The 16,677-nt window shown below is 43.1% G+C and carries 13 protein-coding genes; 8 read left to right on the top strand and 5 right to left on the bottom strand.

Annotated features, from left to right (window positions below; translation table 11 throughout):
* Positions 1 to 113 precede the first annotated feature (113 nt).
* The 5 genes from rfaD to R7F67_RS01515 all read right to left on the bottom strand — a co-directional run bounded on the left by rfaD (position 114) and on the right by R7F67_RS01515 (position 5,128).
* On the bottom strand, positions 114 to 1,055 hold the full coding sequence (rfaD, locus tag R7F67_RS01535; RefSeq protein WP_017634969.1) for an ADP-glyceromanno-heptose 6-epimerase: 942 nt from the start codon (positions 1,053 to 1,055) through the stop codon (positions 114 to 116).
* A gap of 147 nt (positions 1,056 to 1,202) precedes the next feature.
* Positions 1,203 to 3,401 (bottom strand): YjbH domain-containing protein, encoded by a 2,199-nt coding sequence (locus R7F67_RS01530; protein WP_318056801.1) that lies wholly within the window; start codon positions 3,399 to 3,401, stop codon positions 1,203 to 1,205.
* A 2-nt stretch (positions 3,402 to 3,403) separates the two neighbouring features.
* Positions 3,404 to 4,165 carry a capsule biosynthesis GfcC family protein gene (locus tag R7F67_RS01525; protein WP_151514485.1) on the bottom strand — a complete coding sequence of 254 codons (762 nt, stop codon included), beginning with the start codon at positions 4,163 to 4,165 and terminating at the stop codon, positions 3,404 to 3,406.
* A complete protein-coding gene (locus tag R7F67_RS01520; RefSeq protein ID WP_172563651.1) occupies positions 4,162 to 4,836 on the bottom strand; it encodes a YjbF family lipoprotein in 675 nt (224 codons plus the stop codon). Before R7F67_RS01520 ends, R7F67_RS01525 begins: the two co-directional genes overlap by 4 nt.
* Positions 4,837 to 4,909: 73 nt before the next feature.
* Positions 4,910 to 5,128 carry a hypothetical protein gene (locus tag R7F67_RS01515; RefSeq protein ID WP_053349728.1) on the bottom strand — a complete coding sequence of 73 codons (219 nt, stop codon included), beginning with the start codon at positions 5,126 to 5,128 and terminating at the stop codon, positions 4,910 to 4,912.
* Positions 5,129 to 5,776: 648 nt separating this feature from the next.
* Between R7F67_RS01515 and R7F67_RS01510 the strand changes: the two genes are divergently transcribed.
* The 8 genes from R7F67_RS01510 (at position 5,777) to pseH (ending at position 16,675) form a co-directional block, all read left to right on the top strand.
* Complete coding sequence (locus R7F67_RS01510; RefSeq protein WP_248524637.1) at positions 5,777 to 6,292, top strand: porin family protein; 516 nt, start codon at positions 5,777 to 5,779, stop codon at positions 6,290 to 6,292.
* A gap of 66 nt (positions 6,293 to 6,358) precedes the next feature.
* A complete protein-coding gene (locus R7F67_RS01505; protein WP_318056799.1) occupies positions 6,359 to 9,052 on the top strand; it encodes an SLBB domain-containing protein in 2,694 nt (897 codons plus the stop codon).
* Between the two features lie 295 nt (positions 9,053 to 9,347).
* Complete coding sequence (locus R7F67_RS01500; RefSeq protein WP_318056798.1) at positions 9,348 to 10,340, top strand: Wzz/FepE/Etk N-terminal domain-containing protein; 993 nt, start codon at positions 9,348 to 9,350, stop codon at positions 10,338 to 10,340.
* Between the two features lie 164 nt (positions 10,341 to 10,504).
* On the top strand, positions 10,505 to 11,512 hold the full coding sequence (pseB, locus tag R7F67_RS01495) for a UDP-N-acetylglucosamine 4,6-dehydratase (inverting) (RefSeq protein WP_258455693.1): 1,008 nt from the start codon (positions 10,505 to 10,507) through the stop codon (positions 11,510 to 11,512).
* Positions 11,513 to 11,520: 8 nt separating this feature from the next.
* Positions 11,521 to 12,684 (top strand): UDP-4-amino-4,6-dideoxy-N-acetyl-beta-L-altrosamine transaminase, encoded by a 1,164-nt coding sequence (pseC, locus tag R7F67_RS01490; protein ID WP_411913736.1) that lies wholly within the window; start codon positions 11,521 to 11,523, stop codon positions 12,682 to 12,684.
* The gene (pseF, locus tag R7F67_RS01485; RefSeq protein WP_258626483.1) at positions 12,684 to 13,373 is read left to right on the top strand and encodes a pseudaminic acid cytidylyltransferase; all 690 of its coding nucleotides are present in this window, start codon (positions 12,684 to 12,686) and stop codon (positions 13,371 to 13,373) included. The genes pseC and pseF overlap by 1 nt, the downstream gene beginning before the upstream one ends.
* Before the next feature lie 4 nt (positions 13,374 to 13,377).
* Positions 13,378 to 14,502 (top strand): UDP-2,4-diacetamido-2,4,6-trideoxy-beta-L-altropyranose hydrolase, encoded by a 1,125-nt coding sequence (pseG, locus tag R7F67_RS01480; protein ID WP_258626487.1) that lies wholly within the window; start codon positions 13,378 to 13,380, stop codon positions 14,500 to 14,502.
* Complete coding sequence (gene pseH, locus R7F67_RS01475) at positions 14,489 to 16,675, top strand: UDP-4-amino-4,6-dideoxy-N-acetyl-beta-L-altrosamine N-acetyltransferase (protein WP_258626493.1); 2,187 nt, start codon at positions 14,489 to 14,491, stop codon at positions 16,673 to 16,675. The genes pseG and pseH overlap by 14 nt, the downstream gene beginning before the upstream one ends.
* The last annotated feature ends 2 nt before the right edge of the window (positions 16,676 to 16,677 follow it).

Here is a 16,677-nt window from a genome sequence, read left to right as displayed (position 1 = left end):
ACCTATTCGTGTACGGGCGAAGTGGTTTAAATGAGAAAAAGATAGTTAGGAATGATACAGGCTATTGCACTTGAGTAAAGGTGGCAGGTTATGGTTCTACCACCTTGTGGTGCTTAACTGTTTTGGATAGTTAAGTATTCGGCAACGCCTTCTGCAACTGTCTTGAATTCAACATCACAACCTGCGGTGCGCAGTTTGGTCAGATCCGCTTGTGTGAATTCTTGGTAAGCGCCTTTTAGGTGCTCAGGGAATGGGATGGTTTCAATTTGGCCTTTGCCATGATGCTTGATAACTGCTTTTGCTACCTCTTCAAAAGATTCAGCACGGCCAGTACCACAGTTAAAAATGCCTGATACGCCGTTTTCTAAGAACCACAGGTTTACTTTACATACATCACCAACGTAAACGAAGTCGCGTTTGAATGATTCGCTGCCCGCGAACAATTTAGGATTTTCACCTGCGTTAAGTTGGTTGTTTAGGTGGAACGCAACTGATGCCATGCTACCTTTGTGGTCTTCACGTGGGCCATATACGTTGAAGTAGCGGAAGCCGGTGATTTGAGAAAGGGTCTCACCATGTTCTTCAGCGTCTTGCCATAGGCGACGAACGTAGTTATCAAACTGCTGTTTCGAGTAACCGTATACATTCAGTGCGCCTTCGTATTCGCGTTCTTCAACGAAAGTATCTGTATCGCCGTAAGTGGCTGCTGAAGAAGCGTATAGGAATGGAATCTCGCGATCTAAACAGTAATGAAGCAGCTCTTTAGAGTACTCATAGTTGTTTAGCATCATGTACTTGCCGTCCCACTCAGTCGTTGCAGAACAAGCACCTTCATGGAAAATTGCCTCAATCGGACCAAAATCATCGCCCGCCATAATTTGGGTCAGAAAGTCGTCACGATCCATGTAATCTGTGATGTCCAGATCAACTAAGTTCTTAAACTTTTTGCCATTTTTTAGGTTGTCGACAACCAGGATATCGTTAATACCAGCTTCGTTTAGTGCTTTAACAATGTTGCTGCCGATCATGCCAGCGCCACCAGTTACGATGATCATAGAACTTCCACCATAGATTAAAATTTTCTCAGGAATTCTAGCAAGAAACGAAAAGTAGCGCTATTGGAAGCAGGAAGATAGGTTTTAGTCTTCTATGACTCAGTATCTGGATATGAAAAGGGAGCCGCAGCTCCCTTGATTACTTTATTATTCCACATCCGAACGGTTAGGTCTTTGGTACCAAGGATTTCGTTCGTCGGTTAACTCAATTAAGCTGTATTTGCGGCCGAGCTTCTGCCCTCCGTCACGAGTAAGAGGCTGCCAACTAAAGTTCGCACGATTGTTACTTGGCTTAACGGTCATGATGTCAAACGGAATCGACAAGTAGAAACCTTTAGTAAAGCTACCTTCACCAAATTCGTCCGCAGACAAGTCTGTAAATGAGGCAAAGGCACCAGCAATTACGCCACTCTTGAACTGCTTAGAAACATTGATTTGTGTACCAACATCACCAGCTAGGAACTGACCAACATCGACTTGGATCATCAAATCTTGTAGGAATTCCCATTGAGGGTAGTAGTACCCAGATACAAAACCAGTGAAGCCTTTATCAATAACTTGGAACGGACGTCCATATTCTGGCACGTTTTGCCATTTCTCATCGTAAACACCGAAGTAACTTTGTGGATCACGTTGAGAAATTACGTTGACGTCTGCGCCAATCGCCCAGTTAGCTCCTTGTGGACGGTAAAGAAACTCAGTACCGACTCCAGCAAACATGCTCTCCAGATAACCCGCGTAGAATTGTTGATCCATGGTATCGGAATACTCTTGGAACCAAGTCAACTGTAGGTTTGACATGGTCACAGCGTGTTCATTTTGGTAAGCACGGAACATGGTGCGAACCCGGGGAACGGTAGTACCATCGGGTGGAGTGACATAATTAAACTTATCGTAGTTGTTATACCAATCCCAGTATAGCGAACCACCAATTTCTAGGTTATCTGTCAGCCAGTAAGAGGCGCTGCCACTTAAACCGACACTGAACAGATAGAACTCTTCTGGGTTGCCTAAGGTCTGAGCCAGTTTTGGTGAGAAGCCCCAATCAAAGCGCTCAAAACCATCGTAAGCAGGTTTACCTTGCGGTTTATCGCTCGAGGTTGATGTTGCATCTTCGATATTTGGATTGATGTAGTTAACTTCTGCAAAGTCATGGTATTTCTCTTTTGAGATAACCGTTTGATCGCCGATCAGACCACGACTGCGTTCATTGATCGTAAAGGTATCAATGTTGTCTGGCATTTCGTTATAAAGGACTGCCGCCGCTTTTTCATGAGCTTCATTGCGATCACGATACTTTTTCTGCTCGCCGACAACCGAAATGGTATTGTCTTTAACATAGAGTTGGGTATTTTGGTAGCCAGCAATTTTATCCAGCTCCTCGGTAACACGTTCCCAATCTACATCAGACAGTTGCTCTGGTTGCTTGTCTTCAACTTCTGGTGTTGGTGTATCACGCCAAAAAGATGGCATATCATTGAAGTTAGTGTAAAGACTCACGCCAGCAACTAACGTATCTCCGCGCTCGTAGCTCAAGCGCAAATCTGCCATATGTCCTAAACGATATAGAACACCAACGTTCCAAGGCGTATGAGGTGTCATGTCTACACCACCACGTACCACAGGGAAATCTTCGCTGTAATCGTTGCTGTCGTATTCAAGCTTAAATCGCAGTGGCGCGTGCAAAGTTTGATACTCGACACCACCAAAGAGTGCAGCAGGACCTTTAAACCAACGTTCAAAATCCACACTACCGCCATTACCTTTAAAGTCTGAAGGGCGTTCACAGAAACTATCGGACAGCTTACAAGCTGGGTTGCTGATGTTGTCGCGCGTACCTAAGTAACCCCAGCCCATACCTAAAGTGAAATCAAAGGTACCAAGGTTTGGGTTAGAGTAACGTTTTGTTGCAGCAACAAACTCACCATCAAAAAGACCGGTACCTGCAAAATCACGCACACCCACAGAAAGCTCTGGCAGGTACTCGGATTCTTCTAACAAGCGAACTTTAAAGTCGATTCCCTTGTCGGTGTACTTGGTATCACCCGAAAAGCTCGGATCGTTACTGTAAAAAAGATCGTTCACCATGGTGTAACGAATGGTCGTTTCTAGCCATGGCATCACTTGCAAAGTCACATTGTAAAATAGGTACTCGTCGCTACCGGTAACAGCAAAGTTAAACTCGCCTTCAGGTGCCATACGACCTGTAGGCATCTGCATTAAGCCGACACCACCAAAGTCCATTTGTGATGGTTGCAATGGCGGTGCTTCGAAAGGCATGTCTTGAGCCCACACCAACGCTGGACCCATTAAAGAAAGGGATAAACTGGTTCTGATCAGGTTCATGTCTAGTTCTTCGATGAGGTTGGTTTACGTTGTGCAAGCAGAGCGACAATGTCTTTATCCATTTGTGATTTTTCGAACTCATCAAATGGGATATACACAATGGTAAGTGGCGGCAAGTAATATTGAGTGGTTAACCAACTGCCATGGTGAGGATGAATAACCTTGCCATCCGGGTAAATTAGAATTGGCGGATAGGCGAGCTCACCAATATCACCTGAACGTAGATTATCGACCTGTTCATGCAGAGCGATACCCGCTTGGTTTTCTACTGCGTAGACTTTTTCTAAGTTACCCACATACAACACTTTCTCTTTGCGTTTTGGTGCACTTAACGCCAGTTGACCTTGTAAAAGAGGGTTATCAAATTTATCCAGACGGATGCGATCAACATCAATGGCCGACAGCACGCGAGGTGCAAACTGGCTTCGTTGGATAAACTTGTAAAATGGGTGCGCAACTAAATTATGTTGAATCATTTGGTTTAACACCGAATTCTTTAAGGCAGTACTTCTTTGCACTGCTGATTCGGAATTATCAAATAGAGTCACAGCTAAAGGGTATTGCAGGGCGATTTGTTGTTCTTGTGCATGCTTAAGTACGCTCTCTAAACGTGCCGCTTGTTGGAACTGCAATGTTTTGTCCGTTCCGACAAGTTCTATATTGAGCGGTGGTAAGGTGTGATTTTGAGCTTGAACGGTAGTCGGTGTCGCCAGAATCGTTGCCGTTAAACTTAGGCTTAATAAAGATAGCAGTCGCTTATTCATGATTTGCTGTACCCTTTCAGAATCGTCAATTCAACAGGCACCATGTTTGGACCTAAGTGTTGACGTGTTTTCACTACTTCACCTTTACCGTTTACCCAGTATTGGTTCTCTACACTTTTTTCTAAGCTGGTAAACGTTACAACCTCGGTATAAACATCAGTAGAGGTAGATGAAATAGGGGTTATGACGGTTTCTTTACCTTGACGAGAACGTTGGACTTTAGCCGGGAACCCATAACGGTATTTGTCAGCCCAATCGTAAGAAAGAAAATATTGCATAGAGGGCGCTGAGTAGGCAGGAACGTTGCCATAAATACCCGCTAGATTGGTCGTTTGTAAACCAATGGTTTTAACAATATGTCCGTTCTCTGTTACTACCATTGCTTTGTCTGCACTGACCCACTTTAGTTGGGTATTACCGGTTAATGGATTTGGCTCGGCGAAGGCTAACACTACAAAAACCTGTTTTTGGTTGCCTATTTTTAAGTAAGCACTGGCATAAGGAACTGCTTCAATTTCTTCTGGTGTTAGTTCAACATCGATGTAGTTACCATAGGCTTCTTGGACGGTAGCGGATACGTCATTGAATTTTTGTGTACAGCCAAAGATTGAGCTCAGTAATGGTAGGGCAATAAGTAAGCGCATCCATTTTTGCGATAGAAGAGTGTTCATCATTCCCTCATTACAAATAAAATCGCCCTGAATAGATCAGGGCGATTGTTTCAATATCTACAAAACTAAAAAATTATTTAGTTACTGAAGTAGAGGTAGAAGTAGAAGTAGACGTTGAATCGCTGTCTGACGCTGCAACCGCTACTACAGTTACTGCTGCTGCTGCACCTACCGCTACTGCAGTTGTACCAGTTGCAGACGCAGATGCTGCACCTGCAGAACCTGCTTCTTCAGCTGCAAATGCAGTTGATGCGCTTAGAGCCATAAGAATAGCTAGAGCTGTGTTCTTCATTATTAATCCTTGTATTTCAGATTTTAAAACATCGATGTTTGGTCTGTTTAGAACATACCATCGTTCATTTTAGTTAAAAAACAATCAGCATGTAAACAGTTTCCTATGTGAATTTGCCTAACGTTAAAGAAAAATTGTTGCAAGACTGAGAACTGAGAATAGAGAATTGCTTAGGTTTGATAGTTGTATTTAATCAAAATGCTTATTTTTACTGCGTTACTTCAAGCCACCTCTGAGTTTACGCAAACGTTCACATTTTTGTTCAATGCATCCGTAACGGTGTTCTGTTTTAAGCGGCTGACAGCCAGTGTTTTTCTCATTTGTGAGAATTTACGAACCATAAACGGAAATCTGAGACGTTTTTGCCCCCTTGCCGTTTTGCGCTAATACATGCATAATTTGCCAGCTTTTGTGTTGCGTTTATAAAAGATTGTTTTTTTGAACGGTTAGTCGCAAAAGTGAGGCTTAAAAAGAATATTTATATCAATAAACCGAATGAATCGGGAATCAGCGAACAGTGGCTAACGCGTAATGCCGCCGGGCGGTAGCGTGTAAACGCACAAGCGAAATTGACAAAAGTTAACAGACATTCACTGCGCGCGTCGTTCATAATGTGCAGCGGTCAGTCGACACCCAAGGAACACTTACGTGATTAAGAAACGACCATGGCTAGGGGCGTTGAGTGCAATCAGCTTAGGCTTGTGCTCATTTTCTGCCTCAGCAGATTTTTATGCTGGTGCGTTAGTAAGTTACTCTAACGCTGAATTTCATCATTCCTCTTCTCCAGTAACCGAGGGAAACCCTTTCCTTCTTCAAGCGCAAGCTGGTTACTTCTTCAATGATTACCTCGCTTTTGAAGCACGTTACGGAACTTCTGTACAACGAGATAGCGGACTTGCACTAGATAGTCTTGTGAGTGGTTTTATTAAGTTGAATATGCCTGTCTCCGAGCGTGTAGCACTTTACGGACTTGCCGGTTATTCTAGTGTCCAGATTGACCAACAAAATGTAGGCTCTAATAAAGATCAAGGTTTTAGCTTTGGCTTGGGTATGCATTATGCTTTGGACAAGCAGAATGCGGTTGTCTTTGAGTTCGTAGATAGCACATCTGAAGATCAGGTTCGCTTGAACGCAATTACTCTTGGCTTTCAACACCGATTTTAATTAAAGACCTAGTGCCTAGTTTTGTGGCTAGGATTTTTAACTCCTGACTTTAAATAGCGAATTATCATGCTCAAAGGATATTTCTCGATAGGAGCTTGCATTCTGGCAAGCCTATTTGCGCCGCTTACTATTGCGCAGACTCCAACCCCAGAACAAATTCAGATGTTTCAGAACTTACCAGCTGATCAGCAACAAGCACTGGCGAGTAAGTATGGCATCTCTATTCCATCCGGCGCATCTTCTCAGCCAAGTAATTACCAAAACCCTCAAGTGATTGAGCAACGTCCGCCTGTTAGCAGCGCGACTGAAGCAAAAGTAAACGATTCAGAAAAAGACGAACAAGGTCTAAAGCGTTTTGGTTTAGATTTATTTGCGGGTTCACCGACGACATTTGCACCAATTAGTGACGTGCCTGTTCCGGCTGACTACACGGTAGGAGCTGGTGATGAAATCGTTATCCAACTGTTTGGTAAAGAGAACACGACGCATCGCCTTCGCGTTAATCGCGCTGGTATCATTAATTTTCCTTCTCTTGGTCCTGTTCAAGTAGCCGGCATGACATTCCCTGACGTGCGCGATTCTCTAAATCAGCGTGTAAAAGAGCAAATGATCGGGGTTCGCAGTGATATTTCGTTAGGTGAAATGCGTACCATGCAAGTTTTTGTTATGGGTGATGCCTTCAAGCCAGGTGCTTACACGGTTAGTGCACTAACCACAATCTCTCAAGCGATTTACTATAGTGGTGGCTTTAGTGAGAGTGGTGCCCTGCGTGACGTGCAACTTAAGCGTAATGGTCAGGTAATTCGTAAACTGGATATGTACGACCTGTTACTTAAAGGTGATGCGCGTAACGATATCCGCTTGCTACCAGGAGACGTGGTCTTCATCGGTGCACTGGGTAACACGATTTCGATTGATGGCGAAGTAAACCGTCCGGCAATCTATGAAATCAAACCAGGTGAAACCTATAAGCAAGCGATTCAAATGGCTGGCGGTTTTACGGCTAACGCTTATAGCGATCAAATCGAAGTGAAGCGCTACGCCGCTAAAGGTGCTCGCGATGCATTAACACTGAACTTTAGCCAGTCACATGCCCAACAAAAAAAGGTTAAAAATGGCGATGCGGTTATTGTGCTTAAGAAAAATGAAGAACTGACCCGTTACGTACAAATTGAAGGTGATGTTCGTCATCCGGGCTTTATTGAGTGGAAGAGCGGTCTGCGAATTGCAGATTTATTCCAATCTGTTGATACCTCATTCAATTCTACTGCAGATGTAAACTATGCTGTCGTTGTTCGTGAGATTAACCCACAACGTGACATCGAGGTTTATCAAATTAACCTTGCTAACGCAATTTTTTCGCCGAGCAGCAAAGACAACCTAAAGTTAAACTCACGTGACCGAGTGCTGGTATTTAACCGTTTCAATAATGAAGATTTAGATACCCTTGCAAATCAAGATACGGTTACGAAAGCGAAAACGCTTGAGCAAGCACAATTTAAAGCCGAGCTGGATCAACAAAAAGAGCAAGAAGTTATGAGCTCTTCTGTTGCAATATCTTCAGCGACAGACAATATGTCGAAGGGGCAATCTTCAACTGAAGAATCAGAACAGCCGAAAATCATATTCCGTGGTAAAGAAATTGCCAAAGAAGATTTTGAAGCATTAAAACAAAATACGCGCCGCACGTTACTTGCTCCTGTTTTGCTACAGCTTCAACAGCAATCGCGTTTGGGTTTGGCTCCGCAGATTGCAGAAGTCTTCGGTGAGGTAAAACACCCAGGGCGTTACCCAATTACCCCACGTATGACGATTTCTACCTTGATTGAAGCTGCTGGTGGTCTAACTTATAACGCATTCACCATTAACGCCGAGTTAGCTCGTACAGTAATAAACAGTAGAGATGAGCGCGCTTCTATTGATGTTGAGCGTATTGATTTACGCCAAGCTATCAAGGGTAGTTCCGCTGACGATGTCGTTATTGCTGGTCGTGATCGCCTAAACATTCTTGAGAAGCCCAATGTCAAACTGCAAAGCACAGTAACGTTGCAAGGCGAAGTTCGCTTCCCAGGTACTTATACTGTCCGTCAAGGTGAGACCTTAGGCGAGTTACTTGAACGTGCTGGTGGTTTAACCGAATTTGCACACCCGCAAGGGGCTATCTTTACTCGTGAGGCTTTACGTCTTAAAGAGCAAAAGCTATTAAACCAATATGCCGCAGATATGCGAGCAGAAACCGCGAAGAAAACCTTCCGTGCAGACAGCAATATGGGTTCGGTGATCTCAGACCCAGACAAAACATTAAAGTTTGTTGAAGAAGCAAGTCGCAGCAAAGCTCTGGGACGTATGGTCGTACAGCTTAATCGCATCCTAAAAGAGGAGCGTTCTGCGGACTTTATGTTAGAAGATGGTGACTTCCTATTTGTGCCAACCTTCCGCAATACGGTTTCGATCATGGGCGAAGTTCAAGTTCCAATTACGTACTTGTTGGATAATAAGCTAGACGTAGATGATTACCTAAACAAAGCCGGCGGCGCTAAAAAACAAGCAGACGAAGACCGTATCTTCGTTGTACGCGCAGATGGCTCAGTTTATAAACCTACATCAGGATACTGGTTTGGCAATAACCATGAAGAGCTAAAAGCGGGTGACACCATTGTAGTGCCTATTGATACTGACTATCGCGATGCACTAAGTACTTGGACTGCTGCCACGCAGATCCTTTACCAAACAGGTGTAGCGATCAACGCGTTGAAGTAAGAAACGACAAGGTTATTCCGACCAGCTTGCACAAGATTAGAAATACAATAATAGTAAGAGCCTATGTAACGATTGAAGTTACATAAGCTCAATTTTATTAATCAAAATGGCAAATACTATTCTTAACACCAATAGTGGCATTATTAAGCCGCAGCCCGTCATTCCAGCGAGCCGAAGCGAGACTAAGAATCTTGTCACTGCGCGGTTGTGTTTTGAAAGTCGGAGAATAATCTATCAAATTTCACCAATCTCTGAGTCTAATATAACGAACCTCAGAGCTTAGGATTAAAGACCAATGGAACCACAAAAAGACCCCAATCCAAACTACCTAACATATCCACCATATCCCAAGTCTATAGGCGATGAGATCGATCTACGTGAGCTTTTCGGCGCATTGTGGAAAGGCAAGTGGATAGTCATCGTAACCACATTTGTCTTTGCCGTCGGGGCTGTACTCTACGCAATAAGTTTGCCTAATATCTATAAATCAGATGCGTTGCTTGCCCCTGCAGAAAACTCAAATGGTGGTGGTCTTTCTAAAATGGCAGGTCAGTTAGGTGGTTTAGCTGCATTAGCTGGAGTTAACCTTGGTGCAGGAGAATCTTCTCAAACGGACCTCGCCGTGCAAGTAATAAAATCACGTCAGTTTGTAGAAGCATTCATTAACAAACATGATTTACTAGTGCCTCTCATGGCTGCAAAGGATTGGGACCTGGCAAGTAACAAACTTATTTTAGATGAAGCTCTCTATAATCCGACGACAGGTGAATGGTTACGCGAGCCTAATGGCATGCGTGGCGCAACACCAACCGCGCAAGAAGCGTTCGAAATGTTTAGTAAAGAAGTCTTGAGTGTTAGTCAGGATAAAGAGAGCGGATTATACACGGTGTCAGTTAAAAACTACTCTCCTTATTTGGCTCAGCAATGGGTGAACTGGTTGATTGAAGACATCAACAAAGTAATGCGTGAACGTACGATTGCGGAAACCTCACAAAACTTAGCATATCTAAACACTCAGCTACAAAAAACTGCTGTAGCGGATATGCAAAGCACCTTTTACAAACTGATTGAAGAGCAAACCAAAAGCTTAATGCTTGCAGAAGTTCAAGAAGAGTTCATCTTCAAGGTTGTTGACCCAGCTGTAATCCCAGAGTTAAAAGACGGGCCAAAACGCGGACTGATTTGTGTACTAGGTACATTCTTTGGTGGAATGTTAGGTGTAGTGATTGTGCTTATACGTTTTGCGTTTCGAAAAGAAGATACAGAGAATCTAGAATCTAGAACCTAGGCATTTTTTCTCGTTACCTGTTGGTGTCGGTTTGGCAAGATAGGTGAAATCAAACTATTAAAGATATAGCGAAATGAGGTGGTCTCATTTTGAATTACAAGTGTCTCAGCGGTTGAAGGTCACTGAGATAAAAAATTAACAAATCAACACATGTTGGAATTTCAATGCTTAATAATAAGACAGTTTTAATCACTGGTGGCACAGGCTCCTTTGGTAAACAATTTGTAAAAACAATCTTGACGAGATACCCAGAAGTCAAAACGATCCGTATCTATTCTCGTGATGAACTCAAGCAATTTGAATTAAAGCAGGAATACGCAGGCAATCAGAAGTTACGATTTTTTATCGGTGATGTTCGTGACCAAAATCGAATGATTCAAGCATGTGAAGGTGTTGATGTCATTATTCATGCCGCCGCTATCAAGCAAGTAGATACCGCCGAATATAACCCTACAGAGTGTATCCGAACCAATGTTGACGGTGCTGAGAATGTCATTCATGCTGCATTGCAGTGTGGTGTTAAGGATGTTGTCGCTCTTTCAACGGATAAAGCCTGTGCACCTATTAACCTATATGGTGCGACTAAGCTAGCTTCAGATAAATTGTTCGCTGCAGCTAACAATATCAAAGGTTCTAAAGACATTCGCTTTAGTGTTGTACGTTACGGCAACGTAATGGGTTCGCGAGGTTCAGTGATTCCATTCTTCATGAAGAAAAAAGAAGAAGGCGTATTGCCTATCACTCATGAAGAGATGACTCGTTTCAATATCTCTTTGCAAGATGGCGTGAACATGGTGATGTACGCGCTTGAAAATCACTTGGGTGGAGAGATCTTCGTACCTAAAATTCCGTCTTATAAGATCCTTGATATTGCAGAAGCTGTTGCACCTGGTATCGAAACTAAAGTGGTTGGTATTCGCCCCGGTGAGAAACTGCATGAAGAGATGATCACCGACACCGATTCTTTGAATACGATTGATCTAGGTCGCTATTATGCCATCTTACCTTCAGTGTCGTTTACGTACACTGAAGCTGAGTATCTAGAGCACCACAAAGCAGAAAAAGTACCGTTCGGTTTTAAATATAACTCAGGTACGAACACTGAGTGGGAAACCGTTGAAGGTCTACGTGAGCTTATTAAAGAGCACGTTGATCCAAACTTTATGGTGTGAGGTGTAAAGTGATTCCTTACGGTAAGCAAGATATCAACCAGCAAGACATTGACAGTGTATTGGACGTTTTAAAGTCAGACTTTCTGACACAAGGACCTCAAGTTCCTGCGTTCGAGAACGCGCTGGTTGAACATACTGGCACAAGCTATGCCTTGGCAGTAAACAGTGCCACTTCGGCATTGCACATGGCTTGTCTCGCGCTAGGTTTGGGACAAGGTGACTGGTTATGGACATCTCCGGTTACTTTTGTAGCATCAGCAAACTGTGGTTTGTACTGTGGTGCAAAAGTCGACTTCGTCGACATTGACCCTGACACATACAACATGTGTCCCATACGGCTTGAAGAGAAGCTAATTAAAGCAAAAATTGAAGGAAAATTGCCAAAAGTTGTAGTGCCAGTACATTTATGTGGACAGCCGTGTGATATGGCTGCAATTGGTAAGTTAGCCAAAGAGTATGGTTTTAAAGTTATTGAAGATGCTTCGCATGCGATTGGTGGCCGATATCAAGACCAGCCGATAGGGAATTGCGAACACTCTGACATCACAGTATTTAGCTTCCACCCAGTTAAAATCGTTACAACTGCCGAGGGCGGTGCCGCTCTTACTAATAGTAAAGAACTGGCTGATAAAATGGCGCTGCTGCGTAGTCACGGTATTACGCGTGATCCAGAGTTGATGCGTGGTGAGTCTCATGGTGGTTGGTATTACCAACAAATAGACCTTGGATTTAATTATCGTATGACAGAGCTGCAAGCTGCACTGGGCGTGAGCCAAATGAAGCGCTTGAATGAGTTTGTCTCTTCTCGTCACGAGTTAGCACAGGGCTATTATACTAAGTTAGAAAATCTACCGGTTACCTTGCCTTATCAGCTTCCTGACACCTACTCAGGGTTACATTTGTTCGTGATTCGTTTGAAATTAGATGTTATTTCACTCACTCATCAACAGGTTTTTGATGCGCTACGTGAGCGTGGTATCGGTGTGAATTTGCATTATATTCCAGTACATACCCAGCCGTATTATCAAGACTTAGGTTTCACTGAAGGGGAGTTCCCTGAATCCGAACAGTACTACCGCGAAGCGATTTCTCTGCCGATGTTCCATGGTATGACGGAAGCTCAACAGAATACGGTTGTCGACGTGTTGACTGATATTCTAAAAGGTGCGTAATGAAAATAGCGATTATTCCAGCTCGCGGGGGGAGTAAACGCATCCCGCGAAAAAATATTAAAGATTTTAACGGAAAGCCGATCATTGCCTACTCTATAGAAGCCGCATTGGCATCTGGATGCTTTGATAAGGTCATCGTATCAACGGATGACGCTGAAATTGCTGAAGTCGCAGAGCAGTATGGCGCAGAAGTACCGTTTATGCGTCCAGCAGACGTTTCGGATGATTTTGCCACAACGGCAGACGTTCTGTTACATGCTATTGATTGGTACGAAGAACAGTCGCAGTCGATTGAGTATCTGTGTTGTATATACGCAACCGCACCCTTTATCGATGTCAACGACATATGCAATACCTATAAGTTGCTGCTAGAGTCACCTTCTGCTGATTATTGCTTCCCTGTTTGTGAGTTTCCATTCCCAATACAAAGAGGCGTAAAATTGACTCAGGGACAACGTGTTGAGATGTTCCAACCAGAACATTTCAACACCCGCTCTCAGGATCTTGAGGTCGGGTATCATGATGTAGGGCAATTTTATTGGGGTAAACCAAACGCTTACCGCCAAAAGATCCCTATGTTTTCAGATAAGGCAATTGCATATCCTGTCTCTAGGAAGCGAGTTGTTGATCTTGATACCCCTGAGGATTGGGATTTCGCTCTATTACTTTCTCAAGCATTAAAAGGTTAGATAGGTGCTTATTGGTATTCGCGTTGATGCGTCGTTCAAGATGGGGACGGGGCATGCATTCAGAATGCTCACACTTGCACGTAAGTTAGAGAGCAATGGACATCAAGTCGTTTTCATATGTCGAAAATTGGAAGGAAACTTAATTAATTTCATTGAAGAGAGTTTCAATGTTATTAGTTTACCTGAGCCGGACGGGACGGAGACTCACAACACGCATTGTGCTCACGGTAATTGGTTGGAAGTCCCTTATCAAACTGAGATTGTACAAGTACAAGATGTCGTATCTCATTATCTATCTGGTCTAACTCGAACAAAGTTAGACTGGTTGGTAATCGATCACTATGCGTTAGATGAGCGCTTTCAGGTGGCTTTGAGGCCACTATCTTGCGGTATTCTTCAAATCGACGATTTGGCTGATAGAGTTCATGATGTAAACATGTTACTTGATCAGAATTATTACTCTTTAGGTAAAAGTCGTTATGATGCTTACCTTCCTAGTTATACCAAGCGCCTTTGTGGCCCTAAATATGCGTTGTTGAGAGATGAGTTTCGTGAAAGCAGAAAGCATATTCCAAACTATACACAGCGTTTATCTAAGAGAAAAGTTGTGCTCTTTTTTGGGGGCATTGATTGGGCTAATGAAACATACAAAGCGTTACTTGGATTATTGAGTGTCGATAGTGGTGATCATTTCGATGTGATTATTGGGATGAACAACCCTCATAAGCAACAGTTGGAAGCGTTGTGCGCTGAACATAAGGCTAGGGTGACCCTTCATGTGCAAGTGAAAAACATGATGGATTATTTTTCAGATGCCTACCTGTATGTTGGAGCGGTCGGTGCTACAACGTGGGAAAGGTGCGTGCTTGCCCTTCCTGGTATTGTGTGTTCGGTCGCCGACAATCAAACTCAGCTCGCTAAAGATTTGCATGACATAGACGGCCATTGCTATTTGGGCTTGAATTCCGAACTATCATCACAAGATTATGCGCTTGCATATCAGCGTTTTATTTCTCAAAAAGAACTCCTCTTGAATCAATCTTCCATTTGCGGTGACCTCGTTGATGGTAAAGGGTGTGAAAGAGTTGTTGAATACCTAGAAGAGATTTCAAAAAATGACAACATTTAGTCTCCGCCCTGCACAAGAAGGCGATAAGTGGGCAGTGTTAGAGTGGCGCAACCACGCTGATGTGCGTGCTGTGATGTTAACTGACCATATCATCTCTAAAACGGAACATTCTGCATGGTGGGATAAAACCATGCTAATGGACCAAAGACAGATTTTAATATTCTGTCGCGATGAGAAACCAGTTGGTGTAGTGACCATTTATTCATGGGAGCAAGATAACGCGACAGCATGGTGGGGGTTTTACCTCAACAACAGTGCACTTGAGCAAGCTGAAAAAACAGCTATTTGGCTTGAGCTTGAACAAGCTGTTATTCACTATGCAGGTAAAACGTTAAAGGTACATGAGTTGTATTGTGAATCACTAAGACAGAATCAGCTCGCGTGGAAACTACATCAAAAAAGTGGTTTTGTAGAGTGCGAGGCTCCTATAGATGCGACTGATACTGCAAAAAATGTTGTTTACATGAAATATGTTTACCCAGAAAACAAGCTAGATAAACGTCAGCGGTTGTACCTATTCGCATCTCATAATACCGATTTTTTGTCGGATACCTTAACGAAGCATATTAAGACATATACGCAGTTTCCTTATAAAATTGCGACAGCTGAATTCGGTCGGTATCAGTTAGATCTTCTGGATTCTGAGAATACTGATATTAATGATGCATCTTCTTGCTACGCTTTTATCGAGCGAATTGAAGACTTCTTTGCTGATATCTATACCTTGCCAACAGAAGAGTCCTTGCTACAAACAGAGCAACGCGTGTTGCAATATCTTGCATTCATCAAAAGTATTGCTCAGCGAGGTAATCGGGTTTTTGTTGCAGATTTTGCTATTCAGAAGGGCTTTCCTTTCTCGATTTCTGAACAATTGTCAGACTCAAAAATTCAGAGGCTCATCCAGGAATGGAATAACACGCTTTATACGATGAAAACTGAGAATTTGGTTGAAGTTATTCCTTACTCTCAAATCATCAAGCGTGCTGGCCAAAGTTTCTCCAATAAATATTGGTATATGGCAAGAGTACCGTTTTCCATTCAATTTCTGGAAGCGTACAGCCAGTCACTAATTGGTACTATTTTCGCGGCAAGTGCGCTTTCTGCTCGAGTCTTAGTGCTTGATCTTGATAATACCTTATGGAAAGGGATCATTGGTGACGATGGAAAAGACGGTATTAGCTTAGGGGGAGACTACCCAGGCAATATTTACAAAGACCTTCAGTCGCTCTTCCTCACACTAAAATCCAGAGGTGTTTTGTTGACTATATGCAGCAAAAATACTGAGGAAGTGGCGTTAGATGCTATTGAAACCCATCCGGAGATGCGTCTTAGAGCGAAAGATTTTGTCAGCCATCGAATTAATTGGGAACCCAAATCACAGAATATTCATGCATTAAGTAAAGAATTAAACCTTGGTTTATCCTCTTTTTGTTTCATCGATGATAACCCTGTAGAGCGTGCAGAAGTGCGCCGAAATGCCCCAGAGGTTTTTGTTCCAGAGCTACCGGAAGATCCTGCTGAATGGTACCAGTACCTGTGTAATCTTCCTGAACTGTGTGTCGCGCAAGTGAGTGACTCTGATAAACGACGTTCGGAGCTCTACAAGCAAAGAGTAGATATTCAGAATGCACAAACTGAATTTGTTGACCGAGCGTCATTTATTAAAAGTTTGGGAATGGAAGTATGTGTAGAAGAGTTGAACTCAGATAACTTCGACCGGACATATCAACTCTTTAATAAAACGAATCAATTCAACACAACGACAACACGCTATAGCAAAGAGCAATTGAGCGAATGGATGAAGGCCTCTGACTATCAAGTTCTTCATGTCCGCTCTAAAGACAAATACTCTAAAGAGTATGAAGGCGTCGCGGCGCTGGTTATTGTGAAACAGGATCGTCATTGGGTCATTGATAACTTCGTGATGTCGTGCCGTGTTATGGGGAGAGATATCGAGCATGCCATATTGAGCAAGTTGATTCTTTTGGCGAGTGAGTCCTCCCAAGATTCTGTGGTTGGTCGCTTTATTGCGAGCTCTAAAAATATGCCAGTTCGAGAACTCTATAAGAATAATCACTTTATTTTACATGATAACGAGCAATGGGTATTCGAGTTTGCTCAGCAGTCGTTGCCGTCAGAGTCCAACCTAATGACTCTAAATTGGAAGGCGTAGGA

This window comes from Vibrio sp. YT-17, from assembly GCF_033337375.1.
GTDB lineage: Bacteria > Pseudomonadota > Gammaproteobacteria > Enterobacterales > Vibrionaceae > Vibrio > Vibrio alginolyticus.
Note: the sequence above shows the minus strand (reverse complement) of the source record. Positions and strands in the feature narration are given on the sequence as shown.

Excerpts from the sequence above, each read along its gene's own strand:
- R7F67_RS01505 (WP_318056799.1), top strand. The coding sequence starts at position 6,359 with ATGCTCAAAGGATATTTCTCGATAGGAGCTTGCATTCTGGCAAGCCTA.
- R7F67_RS01520 (WP_172563651.1), bottom strand. The coding sequence starts at position 4,836 with ATGAACACTCTTCTATCGCAAAAATGGATGCGCTTACTTATTGCCCTA.
- R7F67_RS01515 (WP_053349728.1), bottom strand. The coding sequence starts at position 5,128 with ATGAAGAACACAGCTCTAGCTATTCTTATGGCTCTAAGCGCATCAACT.
- pseB (WP_258455693.1), top strand. The coding sequence starts at position 10,505 with ATGCTTAATAATAAGACAGTTTTAATCACTGGTGGCACAGGCTCCTTT.
- R7F67_RS01500 (WP_318056798.1), top strand. The coding sequence starts at position 9,348 with ATGGAACCACAAAAAGACCCCAATCCAAACTACCTAACATATCCACCA.
- pseF (WP_258626483.1), top strand. The coding sequence starts at position 12,684 with ATGAAAATAGCGATTATTCCAGCTCGCGGGGGGAGTAAACGCATCCCG.
- pseH (WP_258626493.1), top strand. The coding sequence starts at position 14,489 with ATGACAACATTTAGTCTCCGCCCTGCACAAGAAGGCGATAAGTGGGCA.
- R7F67_RS01525 (WP_151514485.1), bottom strand. The coding sequence starts at position 4,165 with ATGAATAAGCGACTGCTATCTTTATTAAGCCTAAGTTTAACGGCAACG.
- R7F67_RS01530 (WP_318056801.1), bottom strand. The coding sequence starts at position 3,401 with ATGAACCTGATCAGAACCAGTTTATCCCTTTCTTTAATGGGTCCAGCG.
- rfaD (WP_017634969.1), bottom strand. The coding sequence starts at position 1,055 with ATGATCATCGTAACTGGTGGCGCTGGCATGATCGGCAGCAACATTGTT.